Source organism: Thermostichus sp. OS-CIW-32, assembly GCF_054060415.1.
This window is the reverse complement of the sequence record NZ_JBSSDD010000011.1, coordinates 19969-35598: the sequence shown is the minus strand read 5'-3', so window position 1 is coordinate 35598 and position 15630 is coordinate 19969. Positions and strand designations below refer to the sequence as shown.

General features: G+C 58.0%; 14 protein-coding genes and 1 tRNA gene. 7 read left to right on the top strand and 8 right to left on the bottom strand.

Features of this window, described 5'->3' with window-relative positions; translation table 11 throughout:
- Positions 1 to 149 precede the first annotated feature (149 nt).
- Entirely contained in the window at positions 150 to 572 is a 423-nt protein-coding gene (locus tag ACVWY8_RS11460; RefSeq protein WP_457397114.1) for a hypothetical protein, read from the top strand.
- Here the strand turns inward: ACVWY8_RS11460 and ACVWY8_RS11455 are convergent.
- Entirely contained in the window at positions 569 to 1834 is a 1266-nt protein-coding gene (locus tag ACVWY8_RS11455) for an aspartate aminotransferase family protein (RefSeq protein ID WP_414419285.1), read from the bottom strand. The two genes, ACVWY8_RS11460 and ACVWY8_RS11455, sit on opposite strands and share 4 nt — an antisense overlap.
- A gap of 135 nt (positions 1835 to 1969) precedes the next feature.
- On the opposite strand from ACVWY8_RS11455, the gene cysC reads away from it, so the two are divergent.
- Entirely contained in the window at positions 1970 to 2497 is a 528-nt protein-coding gene (gene cysC / locus ACVWY8_RS11450) for an adenylyl-sulfate kinase (RefSeq protein WP_457395011.1), read from the top strand.
- A 96-nt stretch (positions 2498 to 2593) separates the two neighbouring features.
- Positions 2594 to 3529 (top strand): alpha/beta fold hydrolase, encoded by a 936-nt coding sequence (locus ACVWY8_RS11445; RefSeq protein WP_011433031.1) that lies wholly within the window; start codon positions 2594 to 2596, stop codon positions 3527 to 3529.
- A 9-nt stretch (positions 3530 to 3538) separates the two neighbouring features.
- On the opposite strand, the gene ACVWY8_RS11440 is transcribed toward ACVWY8_RS11445, so the two are convergent.
- Positions 3539 to 4075 carry an HNH endonuclease gene (locus ACVWY8_RS11440; protein WP_011433030.1) on the bottom strand — a complete coding sequence of 179 codons (537 nt, stop codon included), beginning with the start codon at positions 4073 to 4075 and terminating at the stop codon, positions 3539 to 3541.
- A 231-nt stretch (positions 4076 to 4306) separates the two neighbouring features.
- Here ACVWY8_RS11440 and ACVWY8_RS11435 point away from each other — a divergent pair, with 231 nt between their 5' ends.
- On the top strand, positions 4307 to 5917 hold the full coding sequence (locus tag ACVWY8_RS11435; RefSeq protein WP_457395009.1) for a nitrilase-related carbon-nitrogen hydrolase: 1611 nt from the start codon (positions 4307 to 4309) through the stop codon (positions 5915 to 5917).
- Positions 5918 to 5983: 66 nt separating this feature from the next.
- Positions 5984 to 6056 (top strand) — tRNA-Thr (locus tag ACVWY8_RS11430).
- A 121-nt stretch (positions 6057 to 6177) separates the two neighbouring features.
- Here the strand turns inward: ACVWY8_RS11430 and ACVWY8_RS11425 are convergent.
- The 6 genes from ACVWY8_RS11425 to sufR form a co-directional block, all read right to left on the bottom strand.
- Entirely contained in the window at positions 6178 to 8478 is a 2301-nt protein-coding gene (locus tag ACVWY8_RS11425) for a DUF1796 family putative cysteine peptidase (protein WP_457395006.1), read from the bottom strand.
- A gap of 309 nt (positions 8479 to 8787) precedes the next feature.
- Positions 8788 to 10137 carry a sensor histidine kinase gene (locus ACVWY8_RS11420; RefSeq protein ID WP_457395003.1) on the bottom strand — a complete coding sequence of 450 codons (1350 nt, stop codon included), beginning with the start codon at positions 10135 to 10137 and terminating at the stop codon, positions 8788 to 8790.
- Between the two features lie 33 nt (positions 10138 to 10170).
- Positions 10171 to 10752 (bottom strand): tRNA isopentenyl-2-thiomethyl-A-37 hydroxylase MiaE, encoded by a 582-nt coding sequence (gene miaE, locus ACVWY8_RS11415; RefSeq protein ID WP_457395001.1) that lies wholly within the window; start codon positions 10750 to 10752, stop codon positions 10171 to 10173.
- Positions 10753 to 10782: 30 nt separating this feature from the next.
- On the bottom strand, positions 10783 to 11229 hold the full coding sequence (gene folB, locus ACVWY8_RS11410) for a dihydroneopterin aldolase (RefSeq protein WP_457394999.1): 447 nt from the start codon (positions 11227 to 11229) through the stop codon (positions 10783 to 10785).
- A 145-nt stretch (positions 11230 to 11374) separates the two neighbouring features.
- Positions 11375 to 12445: a 3-deoxy-7-phosphoheptulonate synthase gene (locus ACVWY8_RS11405; protein ID WP_457394996.1), complete on the bottom strand. Its 1071-nt coding sequence runs from the start codon at positions 12443 to 12445 to the stop codon at positions 11375 to 11377.
- A gap of 275 nt (positions 12446 to 12720) precedes the next feature.
- Positions 12721 to 13437 carry an iron-sulfur cluster biosynthesis transcriptional regulator SufR gene (gene sufR / locus ACVWY8_RS11400; protein ID WP_457394993.1) on the bottom strand — a complete coding sequence of 239 codons (717 nt, stop codon included), beginning with the start codon at positions 13435 to 13437 and terminating at the stop codon, positions 12721 to 12723.
- Positions 13438 to 13616: 179 nt separating this feature from the next.
- Between sufR and sufB the strand changes: the two genes are divergently transcribed.
- Together sufB and mscL are read left to right on the top strand one after the other, a co-directional pair.
- Positions 13617 to 15053 carry a Fe-S cluster assembly protein SufB gene (gene sufB / locus ACVWY8_RS11395; RefSeq protein WP_011433021.1) on the top strand — a complete coding sequence of 479 codons (1437 nt, stop codon included), beginning with the start codon at positions 13617 to 13619 and terminating at the stop codon, positions 15051 to 15053.
- A gap of 128 nt (positions 15054 to 15181) precedes the next feature.
- Complete coding sequence (mscL, locus tag ACVWY8_RS11390) at positions 15182 to 15580, top strand: large-conductance mechanosensitive channel protein MscL (RefSeq protein WP_011433020.1); 399 nt, start codon at positions 15182 to 15184, stop codon at positions 15578 to 15580.
- Positions 15581 to 15630: the final 50 nt, after the last annotated feature.

Genomic DNA, 15630 nt, shown 5'->3' with positions numbered 1-15630 from the left:
TCAGAAAGCTACCTAGCACCATGCCACAAGATCGGGTTCACGAAATGTCGGCAAAGACGGGATCCCCGGCCAACCCGCCTGCCAAAGAAAAGTAAGGAGGCCATCGATTAGGATCAGTACAGTCCATATCGTCTTCAGTTAACGATTGCATGACCCTGTTGCCTCGTTTGCCCGCCCGATGTGGCTCTGTGGAGAATATCCCTTTCAGAAGCCGCCCTTTGCCTGCCCCGGTGGAGGTGGGCAGCACTCCACCCTCACCCCGTCCCATCCTCGCCCTGCCAGGGTCGCAGGCCACCCTCTATGCGGAGCTGATTCAGGTTTCTCGCCACAGTCTTGAGGCAGGCTCTGACACCCCGCCGCTGCTCTGGGTGCGGCCTCTCCTGCTCAGGCAGGGATCCCAAGTCTTGAACCTGCGGGCCACCTCGGATTTGCTCTGGCCTGCTGCCGGCTTTGTTCCGGCCTATGCGGAGGAGGTATTGCCCCTTCTGGAACAGGCAAGGGATCCCGCTCCCCACGAGCTCCCTGCCCGACAGCAGTTGCAGGCATTTCTGCGGCAAGTCTGGCGAGGCTAGGCTGCCCCGGAATGGCCAAGGGAGGCGGCCAACCTTTGCAAAGCCGATGCCAACATCGCTAGAGCCGCGTCAATTTCTGCCGGGGTGACAATCAAGGGGGGCACAAAGCGCACCACCTGGGATCCTGCCGGCACCAACAACAGCCCGCAGTCCATGGCTGCCTTGACCACTTCAGCCGCCGGGATGCGCACCACCAAGCCCTGAATCAGGCCCCAGCCCCGCACTTGCTCAACGAGCTGCGGAAACTGCTCCGCCAAGCGGGACAGCCCCTGACGCAGATACACCCCTGTCTGCTGGGCATTCCAAACCAAACTCTCCGACATTAGCGTGCGGCAAACCGCCAGGCCCACCGCACAAGCCAAGGGGTTGCCCCCAAAGGTGCTGGCGTGATCCCCCGGCTGAAACACGGCGCAAAAGTCTTTCGCCAACAAGGCCCCGATGGGGATCCCACCGGCCAGGCCCTTGGCCAAGGTGAACACATCCGGCTCCACCCCCAGGTTACAGTGGCCCCACAGCATGCCAGTACGGCCCATGCCCACCTGCACCTCATCCAAAATCAGCAGAATGCCCCGCTCGCTGCAGATCCGGCGCAACCATTGAAAATAGGCGGGATCCCCCGGCACAACCCCCCCTTCCCCCTGCAACGGCTCCAACAGCACGGCACACACCCGCTCGCCCCAGCGCTCCAACACCGCTGCTGTGCCCTCGATGTCGTTGTAGGGAACGTAATCAAAGCCGGGCACCAGAGGGGCAAAGTCTTTTTGGTATTTGGGCTGGCCGGTGGCGGTAATGGTGGCCAGGGTGCGGCCATGGAAGCTGGCATGGGCGGTGAGGATCATCGGATCTTGGATCCCGCGCACCGTGTGGGCATACTTGCGAGCCAGCTTAATGGCTCCCTCATTGGCTTCCGCCCCTGAGTTGCAGAAAAACACCTTGTCGGCACAGGAGTGCTGGGTCAGCCATTGGGCCAGTTGCGCCTGCGGCTGGTTGTAGTAAAGGTTGGAAACATGATGCAACTGTTGCGCCTGCTCGGTGAGCGCCTGAATCCACACCGGGTGGGCATGCCCCAGAGTACAGGTAGCAATGCCGGCCACAAAATCCAGGTACTCCCGCCCCTGCTCATCCCAAACTCGACACCCCTGCCCGCGCACCAGGGTTAAAGGATAGCGCCCGTAGGTGGACATCACATGCTCGGCAAACAGCTCGGCAGTTGTCGGGGATCCCGAAGTGGCACTGGCAAGAGGCGAAGTCAGGGGGGACATGGCCGGTGAAGGATTGTTGTCGTGTCGGCGGCGCAGAGCACTTTGGGGCTGTGCAAGCCGTGTTTCGAGTGTATCACCCTGCTTTTGGAGATGATATTCTGGCAGGGCCCAAGATTCAGGGATCCCTACGAACCGATGTCGCGGCGGGGGGTAACGGTCTGGTTTACGGGATTGAGCGGGGCGGGCAAAACCACCCTGAGCTGCGGCGTGGCCCAGCAGTTGCGCGCTTGGGGGCTGCCGGTGGAAGTGCTCGATGGGGACCTGGTGCGGCAACATCTCACCAAGGGTCTGGGCTTCAGCAAAGTGGATCGGGAGGAGAACATTCGCCGCATCGGCTTTGTGGCGGAGATGCTGACTCGGCACGGGGTGATTGTGCTGGTGTCGGCCATTTCCCCCTATCGGGCAGCACGGCAGGAGGTACGGCAGTATATTGGCAGCTTTATCGAAGTCTTTGTGGATGCCCCCCTGGAGGTGTGCGAACGCCGGGATGTGAAGGGCCTCTATCGAAAGGCGCGGGCAGGCTTAATCCAGAACTTTACCGGCATCGACGATCCCTACGAGCCGCCGGAACACCCGGAGGTGGTGTGCAAAACTGCCGAGCAAAGCATCTCCGAATGTATTGACCTGGTGATACAAAGCCTAAAAAGCAGAGGTTATGTCTAACAGGCCCACTGCTCTTACGTTGCCCGTAGAGGGTGGGCTTCCCCCCGGAGTAGCTGCAAAGAACCTAGAATTAAGAAAGGCTTACAAGCAACTCCTATGGCTTCGACATCGGCATCGGCCACTCCCATTTCGGCGCAGTGGATCTGGCGGGGGCAGTCAGTTCATTACGTCAAACAGGGTGAGCAGGGGCAGCCTCTGCTTCTGGTGCACGGCTTTGGAGCCTCCACCGACCACTGGCGCAAGAACATTCCCGAATTGGCTCAACACTACCAGGTGTACGCCATCGATTTGCTGGGTTTCGGTCGCTCCGCCAAGCCCAACTGGGACTACCGCGCCGAAATCTGGCGGGATCAGCTGCGGGACTTTTGCCAACAGGTAATCCGTCGGCCTGTGGTGGGGATCGGCAACTCCCTGGGCGGCTATGTGGTGCTCAGTTTTGCGGCGGAGTGGCCGGAGTGGGTGCGGGGCGTGGTGCTTTTGAATGGGGCAGGTGGGTTTTCCACCCTCAAGGGATCCCCGACCGGATGGCGGCAATGGATAGGCGGATTGGTGGGCTGGGGCCTGCGCCAGCGCCTGGTGTCTTACCTGCTGTTTCAGTATTTGCGGCAGCCGCACGTGATCCGAGCCAAGCTGAAGCAGGTTTACTACGACCCGGCAGCCGTGACCGATCAGCTGGTCGAGGCCATCCATCGCCCCACCCAGGATCCGGGGGCTGCCGATGTGTTTGTGGCCTTGATGCGAGGTGGGCAGAAGGGACGGTATGTAGATGAGCTGCTGTGCAGCTTGGTGCGCCCGCTGTTGTTGATCTGGGGAGAACGGGATCCCTGGATGCGGGCTCGGGAACGCTCTAAGCTGTACCGGGCCCACTACCCTCAAGCAGTGGAATACTTCCTGGAGGCTGGCCACTGCCCCCACGATGAGCGCCCCGAAGAGGTCAATGCCCTGATTCACCGGTGGATCGAGACCGGGATCCCAGCCACCACTTCTCCCCCCATTTCCAAAGCTGCCCCTGTATCGGAAGTCCATCCCTAGGCGGCCCGTCTAGCTTGGGCTGTCCAACAATTCCTCCTGGGGATCCCCTTCTAGGCCGATGGTGTACTTAGACCATTCTCGATGGGAACCACTGCCGACGGCTTTGGAGATTTCAAAGTAAAGAGTGCTGTGGGGACGGCGGGGTTGGCGCAGCAGGGGCATACCGGCTTCGCGGGGGGTGCGGTTCCCTTTTTTCACGTTGCAACGCACACAGGCACTGACCACATTTTCCCAAGTATCCCCGCCGCCACGAGACCGAGGGATCACGTGATCCAGGGTGAGATCTTCGCCGAAGCAGCCGCAGTACTGACAACGATGCCCATCCCGGTAGAGGACGTTGCGGCGCGTAAGCGGGATCTCCTTGTGGGGAACGTGGACATAGTGGCGCAGACGAATGACGGTGGGCAAGGGAATGTTGCCGTACACCACTCGGCCATTGTGCTCGATTTGCTCGGCCTTGCCCTTAAGCAAAAGAACGACTGCCCTGCGCCAACTGGTGATGTTGAGCGGCTCGTAGGAGGCATTCAAAACCAAAACCTTGCCCATAGTGCCGCGCACCGCTGACGGGATCCCCAACCCAAGCCGGAAGGCGCCAGCCCCCTGAAGTTATGCAAAATGTTAACACAGCTTTAGATTCAAGCAGTAGGAGTTCTGTGCTCCAGGAGATATTCCCGGCTGCTGCGAGAGCGCTACTCTGGAAAAGACCTGCCGGCAAGGGCGTGTTGATCCTGGGGCATTAGGTGGGGTTTCCCGAATAGGCTGAACTTTATTGAGGTGATGAAGCCGGAACTGAAATCTTCAACTCAACGGCAGGATCTGCCCCAAAAGAGAAACCCAGGCGAGGGATCCCGCTGGCTGATGGGTTTGGCCATCCTGCTGCTCTGTCTGGGGTTCCCCAACCGCTGGTGGCACTGGTTTCCGGGGGCGCTGCTGGGCTTAGCCCTGCTGTTTGGCCTGTGCGAGCAACGGCAAGGGTGGGCGCGGTGGCGTTTGGCCTATGGCCTCTGGTTTTGGGTGTGCCTGTATGCCTTCTGGGTGGATCCCTTCTCGGTTAAGGTGTTGAGCGCCTGGGAGATCCTGGGGGGCGTGGTGGTGGCTCCCCTGATCCCCCTCTTTTTCACCACTGCTACGCTCCTGAGTTTGGAGCTGAGCCGCCCCCTGCCGGCTTGGGCACGTCCGCTGGGCTTGGCCACGGTCTGGACAGGCTTGGATGGGCTGTTGGGCTTGCTCTGGTGGCCCATCCCTTTCCACTGGGGATCCCTGTTGTTCGACTGGCCCCTCGGGATCCAAGTAGCCGATGTTACGGGGATCTGGGGGGTTACCTTCTATGCCGTGTTCGTCAATGGGGTTCTTTGGCAGATGGCCAGGCAGATTTCTAGCCGGTGGCAGGCGGCTGGGGGATCCCTGAGAAACGTTTTGGGTGAGATGCTCAGGAACAGGGATTTCTGGGGTACGCTCGCCTGCGGCCTGGGGTTGACGGGGCTGGTCTTGGCCTATGGAAGCGCACGCCTGGCCGACTTCGATGCCTTGGCCGTCGAAAACAGGGATCCTGACTTTCGGGTAGCGGCAGTGCAGCAGGTGGCTTGGCTGGAAGCCGATCGCAGTTGGAACTACCGCCTGGAGCGCTACCGGGAGCTGCATCAGCTTTCTGCCCAGGGGGTGGCTGCTGGGGCACAGTTGGTGATTTGGCCGGAGGGGGCGCTGCGGGCACGGCTGCTGAATACTGGCCTGGAACCCTACGTGATCGAGCCAATGCAAGCGATTCTGCCGCCGGAAGGCGCTTTGATTACGGGGGCAACAGAGCCGGATCCCCGCACAGCCCATTTGCCGGAGCCAGAGCAGCGATTTTTTAACACGGCCCTGTTGTTTGACGCCCGGGGCAACTTACTGGATTGGCTTGGCAAGCAGTGGATCTTTCCCTATTTCGAGTCGGGGCGCTACGTGCCTTCACCCGATGGCTATCGGCCTCTGGACGGAGGGGAGCTTTTCGGGCCTTTGGGGGTGATGATCTGCTTGGAGAGCGTCTTGCCTGCGCCCAGCCGAACTTTAACCCGTCGCGGCGCCGAGTCTTTGATCGTGATTTCGGATGATAGCTGGTTTGGTAATAGCCACTGGCCGATGTTGCATGGCCAGCTCTCGGTTTTCCGGGCTGTGGAAAATCGGCGGGGCGTGGTGTTTGTCAATAACACAGGCGGCAATCTGGTGGTGGATCCCTCAGGTCGGCTCCAGCAGGTTGGCCCCATCTTTCAGCGGGGGGTGATTACGGGAGAAGTGAAGCGGCGTTCTGAGACAACTTTCTACAATCGCGCGGGGGATTGGCTGGCGTGGCTGACGTTGGGGCTATCTTTGGGGCTATGGCGCTGGGGATCCCGAGCAAGGCAAGGATGAGTTAGAATCGATAGGCCCACCGGTGGGTCTGCGGATTCTCCTATCCAGTCCTCACTTCAAAGCCCTGCTGATGTAGCTCAGTTGGTAGAGCAGCTCACTCGTAATGAGCAGGTCGTCGGTTCGAGTCCGATCATCAGCTTTCTGGAGTTGAACACCTCAGAGTCCCTTTGGGAGAAGAGTTGGGGGTGGTCGCGGAAGCGGCGCGGAGCGTTTGGGCAGCAGCGATCATTCTTTCGAATTGCAGTGAAACCTTGGAACGGCTACAGTTGTGGAGGGCACCAGAAAAGATTTCGGGTAGAGACCCCCAAAGAATGGAGAATATCTCTCATTACCCCTGTGCAGTACTTCCAATGCTCAGGATCTGCACACATGCGGTCGGGATTTAACTCCATCTCATAATGGATAACATTGGGGATCCCGGCAAACTCATCAGAAGACTGAGGAGAAACAATCAGCAGCAGAAAAGGCTTGCCCCTGCGCTTAGCCGCCAGCTTATCCATTAAGTCAACAACGGCCTCTCGCCGGCAACCCCCTGTGCGCACAAACAAGACTTTATCGGCTTTTTCCAAAACATACATAAAACGCTTGGCGCGAGCAGTGTAGCGAGTTCGCATTCGCTCATGGATGGGATCCATATTCTGAAGTGGATCCTCCCCCTCTTCCACCTCATGGCCAAAGGAGAGGCCCGTCCACTTGCTGTGGTAAATTCGCCGATCTTCAGGACTGTAGTGCAAATATTGCGGATCCCACATGCCCTGAAACTCGTTGTGGATCATATCGGCCACATCAGCCAAATTGCTGGTGCGTGTCAAATCAAAAGGAAAGGCAGGCCCGTCATATTCCAACTTGTAGAGCAGCATTCGCACCGCGCAGCGATCCCCTAACGGCACAATGGCAACACGATGAATATCCGATAATTTGCAGGTGTATTCCAGCAGCATGACCGATTCGGGAGCAGCCTTTACCCGACTTTCGAGGCCACCTTCCCCGATCATCAGGGTTCGGAAGAGAGCTTCGCGGTGGCTCGGATCTTCATAAACACCCGCTGGCATGGCTTTGAGAGCGGCCCGCACTTCCTTCCACATGGGGTGGATGTTGTACTCGTGATTGCTCTGGTTGATCACGCACAGGCGAGGCATGGGATTAGAAGAGCCTTCTGAGGATCCACTGAGCTTGAGAAGGATCAACGATCCATCCTCGAAGATCGTTTCTACTGCTGCTGAGGAAAAGAACTGGGCTACTGGGGAGAAGACAAGATCGGCATCCGCAGGAATGGAGAGGGTGGTTTGCACCGAACCATCTTCTTGTACGGAAAGGGAATATAAGGTAGCATCCCCTAGCCTTTCATCGCTTTTGCCAATATACAGACCCGGCTGTAGACCTGCTTTTTGGAAAGCGGCTTGCAAAGGTTGCCAAGTGGGCGTGATGGTGTAAGGGTAGGGAGTTATATTCACGATGCGAAATTGGTTTTTGCCCGTCTCTACGGTTACCCAAAAACCATGCTCCTCTTCAAAAATGACCTGCTCCCCAATGGGTTGAGGGAGCTTGCCACGAGCCGAGCTAACTTGGCTGGGATCCAGAAGAGAGAGATCGATGGCCTCAAACATGACCTGATGACCCTTGGAATTGGGGTGAGCTGGGTCAAAAGCAAGGTCTGGTTTCCAGCGGCCCTGTCCATCTTCCAAATGAGGCAGCCAATTGAACACAGGGCATCCCCAGCTGAGCATTCTTTGCTGAGTTTCTTGCAAAAGAAGATGCTGTTCTGGGCCGTAGTTTGCATGGGGATAAACCCCTCCCAGAACTGGCAAGGCTCCAATGTCTTGAATTCGCTGAATTAACCGCCGCAGGCCGTTTTCAAACCGTCTCTGCAGGGCGCGGCGATGCTGGGGCAAGGCCGATACCAAGCCTTCATTTCCCAAGGACAGGGCAACAATAACGACATCAGGACGTTCAGGGATCACCGCCTGCTCAAACCGCAACAGAGTTCGGCTGACATTGGCCCCCAATTGGGAGAGATTTCGCACTTGATGGCCATAGCGCTCTTGTAGAGCTTTCTGCAACAGCCAAGCCCAACCTCGCAACAGCCAAGCGCTGCACCCCAGGGCAACGGAGCTGCCCAAAATGACGACTTTTAGCCCTTGCGGATTTTCCGGTTCGACCTCAGGAATGGGATCGGCAAAATAGCCGTAAGGATAGGCAGGGATCTGGCCAAACTCCCCATCCTCGACAATCAAAACTGCCGGCAAAGGTTCCGGCTCAAGTGGCACCCAGCGATTGACATCGGCGGATTCCCAAATCACTTCGCCACCGGCTTGAACGCGCAGATACCGGTACTCTACTCGAGGGATTTCTTTTGAACACCCGCTATAGGGCAACAACGGGCCGGGCGTGCCGTCTGCTGGGCTCAACGGCAACTCTACCCACCACAGCGGATAATGAGCGGGATCCGTCTGCAGCCAAATGCAATGGCAGGGATCCCAGGAGCCCAATTTTGTGCTGGATCCCACCAAGGCAATTCTCTCGCCCGGCTGGGTGATGGCACGAACCTGGAAGCGATACATAACGTTTTCCTGGCACAGGATTCAATGGGAAATTGTGGGGCTGCGCGGGCGGACTGCACTCACTCATCACCCAATCAACAGCTCAGCAGCCGGCTGAGAAGGGCAAGAGCCTGGGAGCTGATCCCATCTCTGCTGTTTTATCCGGGAAAAAGAGAAGTTCTTAAATCTGGAAAGGAAAGATCTCTAGTACCCAAAAATCCAGTTCAACTGGGCCAATACGGTTCTTAATACAGTTCTGAATAAAGACTCAGTCAATCTTGGCTTAAAGCTAGCATATTGACCGAGGGCTGTCTGTTTTCCAGAGCACTTTTAGACTCTCTCTGGGGTACAGGTTTCCAACTGCCGCTGGGGCAAAATAACTTCAAAGCTGGATCCCTGGCCCAGCTTACTCTCCACCTGCACCTGACCTTGATGCTGTTGGGCAATGCTTTTGACGATCGCCAGCCCCAAACCTGACCCCGAGAGGCGACCGGGATCCCCGCTGCGAGCCGGATCTGCTCGATAAAAGCGATCGAACACATGGGGCAGAGCCTGAGGCGGGATCCCTGGCCCGGTATCTTGTACCCGTACCACCAGCTCTGGGGATCCAGAGCGCAGCCGCTGCTCCAGCCTCACCTGCACCTCTCCTTGGGGGGGAGTGTGGAGAAGGGCATTTTCGATCAAGTTGGTAAACAGGCGGGCCAATTGATCTTCATCTCCCCAAAAGCCGAAGGGATCCACTTGGGCGGGAGAAGGTTCCGTCCCGCTCTCAGGGGCAGCAATCTCCAGCTGCAAGCGGATCTGTTTTTGGTTGGCCAGGCCCTGCAGCTCCTCCACCACCTGCAGCAGCAGAGCATCCAGCGCACAGCAACGGGGTTGGAAAGGCACCATACCGCTGTCGTGGCGGGCCAGAAACAGCAGGTCATCCACCAGACGACCCAGCCGTAAACACAACCGCTCCACCATCTGCCAGCGCTGCCGGGTGTCGGCATCCAATTGGGAATCCGCCAAAGCCACCTGTACCGCGGTTTGAATGCTGGCCAAGGGGCTGCGCAGCTCGTGAGAGGCGTCGGCGGTAAATTGCTTGAGCTGCTGATAAGACTGCCGGATGGGTTGCATGGCCAAACCGGAGAGCATCCAGCCAATGGCCCCCACACCCGTCAAACCGGCCACCACCCAGAGGGAAAGATCCCGGATCAACTGTCGCGTTGGCTTGCTCACCTCAAACCAGGGATGGCTGACCCGCAGATAGCCCAGCAGCTTCCCACCGGCCACGATCGGCTCGGTGAACTGGCGCAGCCAATACCCAGGGGCGATACGGGCAGTGTGCAGGGATCCCTCGGTCAACAGGGGGGCAGGGATCCCGCCGGGCACCGTGGACCAGATGAGCGTTCCTTGAGGGCCGAACCACTCCAAGTCGATGTGATCGTCCTCTAGGGTGCTGGGATCATCCCGAAAGCTGGCCTCCAAGCTGCGGCGGGCCTGCTGCGGATCCAAGAGGCTCTCATCCACCACCAAAGACCGCTCGACAATTTCCACCACATGGCCAAGGGTATCGTCCACCCGTTCAATCAGGGTTGACTGCACGTACCAATAGAAGCTGCCGGCAAACAACAGCAGCAACACTGCCGTAACCGTTGTATACCAGAAGGCCAACCACTGCCGCGTCGCTTGAAACATGGGAGCTGCACCGCGGGGGGAAACGGAGTGGGGCTAGCTGTGAACACGGGGTTCGGGGTGAAGGGAAGACAAGATCTCGGCCTCCACCTGGAGTAGAGTATCGAGACGCTCCTGCACCTGATCGGCAGGGAACTGATCCAAGGCCAAATCCAAATAAAGCTGCCAATGGCGCTCCTCCGCAGCCGCCAGCCACAGGTAAAACTGCCGCAACTCCAGGTCAGGCGCGTGGATCCCCAACAGGCCCAAGCGTTCGTGGCTGCGGGCCTCGATAATGGCTGCCACCAGCAAGGTGTCGAGCAGATGCTCTGGCTCAGAGCGGCGCAGGTGTTGGTTCAGGCGACCCGCATAGGGCGCAGCCGACAAGGGCTTGATGGGGATCCCCAGCCGTTGCAGGTGGCGATGCACCCGCTCAAAATGCTGCAGCTCCTCCCGCGCCAGCGGCGAGAGGGTTTCCACCAAACGCCCGTTAGCCGGGTAGCGAAAGAGCAGACTGAGGGCGTTGCCCGCTGCTTTTTTCTCACAATTGGCGTGGTCTAGCAAGACCAGATCGATGTGCCGGATGGCCTGGTCGATCCAGTCCTCAGAGGTACGAGAAGCAAGTTCTAGAGCAAGCACAGGGTCGGTAGGAAAGGGTTAAGAGAAGTTCTAGGGACGAACAATCTCCACAGTAACCCGCCCCGTCAGCTCCGGGATCGGGGGATGACACTTGGTTAATCGGATCTTAGCTTTGCTGGCCCCCGTCTCCCGCAGCACCATTTCGGCAATCGCCTCCGCCAAACTCTCGATCAGCACAAACTGATTGCTTTTCACCAATTCCGCAATCCCGGCCACAGCAGAACGGTAGTCGAGGGTGTCGCGCAACTGGCCGCTGAGAGCAGCCGGGCGCAGATCCGCCCACAACTCGAAATCCACCTCAAACCATTGCCCCAAAGCCCGTTCCGCCTCATCAAGGCCGGTATAACCGTAGTAGCGCAGGCCGGAGACGATCAGCCGATCTCGCAACTGCTCAGGGGGTTGCCGAGGGATCCGATCGGGATCTGGATAGGGCTGCTGACTGTTGCTGCTGACACTGGTGGGGATCTGTAGCTCCATCACATCCTCCAAGCTCGACCTGGAGACCCCATCCCACAGGGCCTGACGAAACAACGAAACCTTGGCTCGACCTTAGGAGCCGGTTGCCCCCTGTTCCCATTTCCTTTTTGATTCCCTAAGGAATTGGCTCCGGGATCCCCGTCCCTCAGCGGCTGAGGGCCAACGCTCTCCCCTCTACGGTCGCTGCCATCTCCCACAACAGATCTTCCGTCTCTTCCCAGCCGATGCAGCCATCGGTGATGGAAACGCCATACTTGAGCGGCGCCCCTTCCTGCCAGGTTTGCTTGCCCGGGTAGAGGTTGCTCTCCAGCATCAGTCCCATCAGAGCCCGCTGCCCCGCCTGGTACTGCTGTAGCACCGCTCGACAGACGGATCCCTGGTTGCGGTAATTTTTGTGGGAGTTGTCATGGGAGCAGTCCACCATCACCGAGCGAGGGATCCCTTGATCCTTCATCAGCAGTGCTGCCCGCGCCACATCTTCCGGGCCGTAGTTGGTCTTGCCCCCTCCCCCCCGCAACACAATGTGTCGATCCGGGTTGCCGGTGGTTTTCACCAGAGCCGTCATGCCATCTTGGCCAATGCCCAAGAAACTGTGGGGATGGCTGGCGGAGAGGATGGCATTGAGAGCGATTTCCAGCCGTCCATCGGTGCCGTTTTTGAAGCCCACAGGCATGGAGAGACCGCTGGCCATTTCCCGGTGAGTTTGGCTTTCGATGGTTCTGGCGCCAATGGCCGCCCAGCTCACCAGATCCGCCGTGTATTGAGGGGTCACCGGATCCAGCATCTCGGTAGCACAGGCCAGGCCCAGCTCGTTGATCTGCAGGAGAATGGAACGGGCCAGTTGCAAGCCGGTGGCAATGTCGCACGAACCATCCAGGTGGGGATCGTTGATCAGGCCCTTCCAGCCCACCGTGGTGCGGGGTTTCTCAAAATACGTGCGCATAACGATCACCAGGTGCTCCCGAGTTTGGTCGGCCACCCGCTTGAGGCGATGGGCATACTCCAGAGCCGCTGCGGGATCGTGGATGGAACAGGGGCCGACGATCACCACCAAGCGATGGAGATCCCGTCCGTGGATGATGTCGCGGATGGCTTGCCGAGTGGAGAGCACCACCTGGGCTGCCGTTTCCGTAAGGGGCAGCTTGGCCTTGACAGCAGCAGGGGCAATCAAGGGAGTCACCTCTTGGATGTTGCAATTGTCGGTTTGAGGGGGCATGGAACTGTCCTCAGCGTGCAAGTGGGTAGATGGGGTCGTCGAGCCATCAAAAAAGCCCTGGCGCTGGGCTCAGGGCTTCAGGACTGACTCGGGTAAACTGTAGGTCTTTGTTTACGCGCCACCCTTCTGCCCTGGTCGTTGCCAGGGAAAGCTAAAGTAGCCAAAAAAGGAAGCGCGCCAGACCATGCGGAGAACAAACTTAAAACCTGTACGAGATAACTATACCCGAAAAAACCCTGTTTGCCATCTCAGGGATCCGGTTTCCTGGGGAAGTCTTAAGCCGACCGAGCCGCCGGCTTGGCAATCCAGTAGCCGCAGGGGTGTTCTCCCTGCACCTGCCAGGTGATGCGCTCTACTCGGCAATCGGGCAAGGCGGCAGCAAACATCTCCAGCTCGTGGCCGCAGACGCTGGGAAAGGTGTGGGCAATCTGAGCAATGGCGCAATTGTGCTCAACCAACACATACTGCTCGACGTAATACTCGGATCCCTCTGCTGCCAGCGGCACAGTCAGGTCGGCAGGATAGGGGTAGTACTCCGCCATGTAACCCTCTGCCTGGCGCAACTGCACCAAACGCTCCAGCCGCTCCCGCAGGGATCCGGATCCCAGTTGGGCCTGATATTCCCGGGCTTTGCGCTGCCACTGGTGGTGGAGAAGGGATCCCATCTGCTCGGAGCCCAGGGTTTCGGCCAGGGTGTTGAGCAGACCAAGGGCAAACTCATCGTAGCTGGCGGGGAACTGCTCTTCTCCCAAGGGGCTGAGCTGATAGAGATGCTGGGGGCGGCCTAGGCCATTGGGTTGAGCGATATGTTGGATCAACCCCTCTGCCTCCAGATCCTTGAGGTGGCGGCGGATGGCCTGGGGAGAAATGCGCAGGTGCTCTGCCAGAGTTTGGGCGTTGGCCTGCCCCGCCTTGCGCAGATAGACCAAGATGGCCTGCTTACTCGAAGCGGGTTGAGCGACCTGCCCGGTGATCTTGCGCGTGCTGTCCACCCTCGCCCTCCTGGTTAGACTGGGTTAATCGGCTGCCGCTGCCAGCACAGCTCTCTGCTATTTTGACAACGGGATCATTGCTAAAGTAACCTGAGGATCAGTTAAACAACAACTCTGTTGTTTTATTTGGCCATCTGTCTTAGTCGCGTTTCTACCCTGTCACTACCCGAGAGCCATCCATGTCTACGAGCGTCCGCGCCCTGGTCAACCAGCCCTACAAGTACGGCTTTGTAACCGACATCCCCTCTGAGTCGATTGGCAAAGGCTTGAACGAAGAGGTGATTCGGCAGATCTGGGCCAAGAAAGGGGAGCCGGACTTTATGCTAGAGTTCCGGCTGCGGGCCTACCGCCAGTGGCTGAAGATGAGCGAGCCCACCTGGCCCAACGTCAGCTACCCGCCCATTGACTACCAAAACATTGTCTACTACTCGGCCCCCAAGGTGCAGCCCAAGAAAAAGAGCCTGGACGAAGTGGATCCGGTGCTGTTGGAGACCTTCGAGAAATTGGGGATCCCCTTGTCAGAGCAAAAGCGGCTGGCCAATGTGGCGGTGGATGCCATCTTCGACAGCGTTTCGGTAGCCACCACCTTCCGGGAAAAGCTGGCCAAGGAAGGCGTGATCTTCTGCTCCATGTCGGAGGCACTGCGGGAGTATCCAGAGCTGGTGCGCAAGTACTTGGGCAGTGTGGTTCCCATTGCCGATAACTACTACGCTGCGCTGAACTCGGCGGTGTTTAGCGATGGCTCCTTTGTCTATGTGCCCAAAGGGGTGCGCTGTCCCATGGAGCTCTCCACCTATTTCCGCATCAACAACGGCGAATCGGGCCAGTTTGAGCGCACCCTGATCATTGCCGACGAGGGATCCTACGTCAGCTACTTGGAAGGGTGTACTGCCCCCATGTTCGACACCAACCAACTGCATGCGGCGGTGGTGGAGTTAATTGTCCTAGACAATGCCGAGATCAAGTACTCGACGGTGCAGAACTGGTATGCCGGCGACGAAAACGGCAAAGGGGGCATTTACAACTTTGTAACCAAGCGCGGCCTGTGTCAGGGAGCAAACTCCAAGATCTCCTGGACGCAAGTGGAGACCGGCTCGGCCATCACTTGGAAATATCCTAGCTGCGTGTTGGTGGGGGAAAACTCGGTGGGCGAGTTTTACTCGGTTGCCCTAACCAACAACTACCAGCAGGCCGATACCGGCACCAAGATGATTCACGTGGGCCGCAACACCCGCAGCAAAATCATTTCCAAGGGCATCTCGGCTGGGCACTCCAAAAACAGCTACCGCGGCCTGGTCAAAATCGGGCCGAAAGCAGAAGGGGCCCGCAATTTTTCCCAGTGCGATTCCATGTTGATCGGGGATCAGTGCAGCGCCAACACCTTCCCCTATATCGAGGTGCAAAACAACACCGCCAAAGTGGAGCACGAAGCTTCCACCTCTAAGATTGGAGAAGAGCAATTGTTCTACTTCCAGTCCCGCGGCATCTCTGCGGAAGATGCTGTGTCCATGATCATCAGCGGCTTCTGCCGAGAAGTGTTCAACCAACTGCCGATGGAGTTTGCTGTAGAAGCCGATCGGTTGCTGAGCCTGAAGTTAGAGGGATCCGTCGGCTAGGGGATTGTTCCCGACGTGAAGCTAAGCAGCTGGGGAGAGGCTACTGACATCAGTGGGATTTCAGGAGAGGGGTGACTCCCAAGGCAGAGAGGTTTTGAACTATAAAGGCTAGGCAGGAGAAGTTCCCTATGCGGGCATTTCTGGAGGAGTTCAAAAACTTTATTAGCCGGGGCAATGCCTTAGATTTGGCTGTTGGCGTTGTTATTGGAGGTGCTTTTGGGAAGATAGTGACTTCTTTCGTAGCAGATCTATTTACTCCGGTTTTAGGCTTGATGATTGGTGGAGTGAACTTCCAGCACTTGGCCTGGGAAATCGGTGGAAGTCCTGAAGACCCAGTTACGATTAACTACGGTAGCTTTCTGCAAGCTGTGTTTGATTTTGTGATTATCGCTTTTGCCATCTTCTTACTGGTGAAGGCGATCAACACCCTACAGCGAAAGGAGGAAGAATCTCCTCCCACATTGCCCCCACCAGAAGTGGTTTTGCTGACAGAGATCCGGGATATCCTCAATCGCCACTCCCAATAGAGCTATAGGGGATCCTTAGGCCCAAAATCCAAACCTGGTTTAGGGATCCC

Bases quoted from the DNA above. Each gene is read 5' to 3' on its own strand.
- ACVWY8_RS11455 (WP_414419285.1), bottom strand. From the start codon at position 1,834: ATGTCCCCCCTGACTTCGCCTCTTGCCAGTGCCACTTCGGGATCCCCG.
- cysC (WP_457395011.1), top strand. From the start codon at position 1,970: ATGTCGCGGCGGGGGGTAACGGTCTGGTTTACGGGATTGAGCGGGGCG.
- ACVWY8_RS11435 (WP_457395009.1), top strand. From the start codon at position 4,307: ATGAAGCCGGAACTGAAATCTTCAACTCAACGGCAGGATCTGCCCCAA.
- folB (WP_457394999.1), bottom strand. From the start codon at position 11,229: ATGGAGCTACAGATCCCCACCAGTGTCAGCAGCAACAGTCAGCAGCCC.
- ACVWY8_RS11440 (WP_011433030.1), bottom strand. From the start codon at position 4,075: ATGGGCAAGGTTTTGGTTTTGAATGCCTCCTACGAGCCGCTCAACATC.
- mscL (WP_011433020.1), top strand. From the start codon at position 15,182: ATGCGGGCATTTCTGGAGGAGTTCAAAAACTTTATTAGCCGGGGCAAT.
- ACVWY8_RS11420 (WP_457395003.1), bottom strand. From the start codon at position 10,137: ATGTTTCAAGCGACGCGGCAGTGGTTGGCCTTCTGGTATACAACGGTT.
- ACVWY8_RS11405 (WP_457394996.1), bottom strand. From the start codon at position 12,445: ATGCCCCCTCAAACCGACAATTGCAACATCCAAGAGGTGACTCCCTTG.
- sufB (WP_011433021.1), top strand. From the start codon at position 13,617: ATGTCTACGAGCGTCCGCGCCCTGGTCAACCAGCCCTACAAGTACGGC.
- ACVWY8_RS11460 (WP_457397114.1), top strand. From the start codon at position 150: ATGACCCTGTTGCCTCGTTTGCCCGCCCGATGTGGCTCTGTGGAGAAT.
- ACVWY8_RS11445 (WP_011433031.1), top strand. From the start codon at position 2,594: ATGGCTTCGACATCGGCATCGGCCACTCCCATTTCGGCGCAGTGGATC.
- ACVWY8_RS11425 (WP_457395006.1), bottom strand. From the start codon at position 8,478: ATGTATCGCTTCCAGGTTCGTGCCATCACCCAGCCGGGCGAGAGAATT.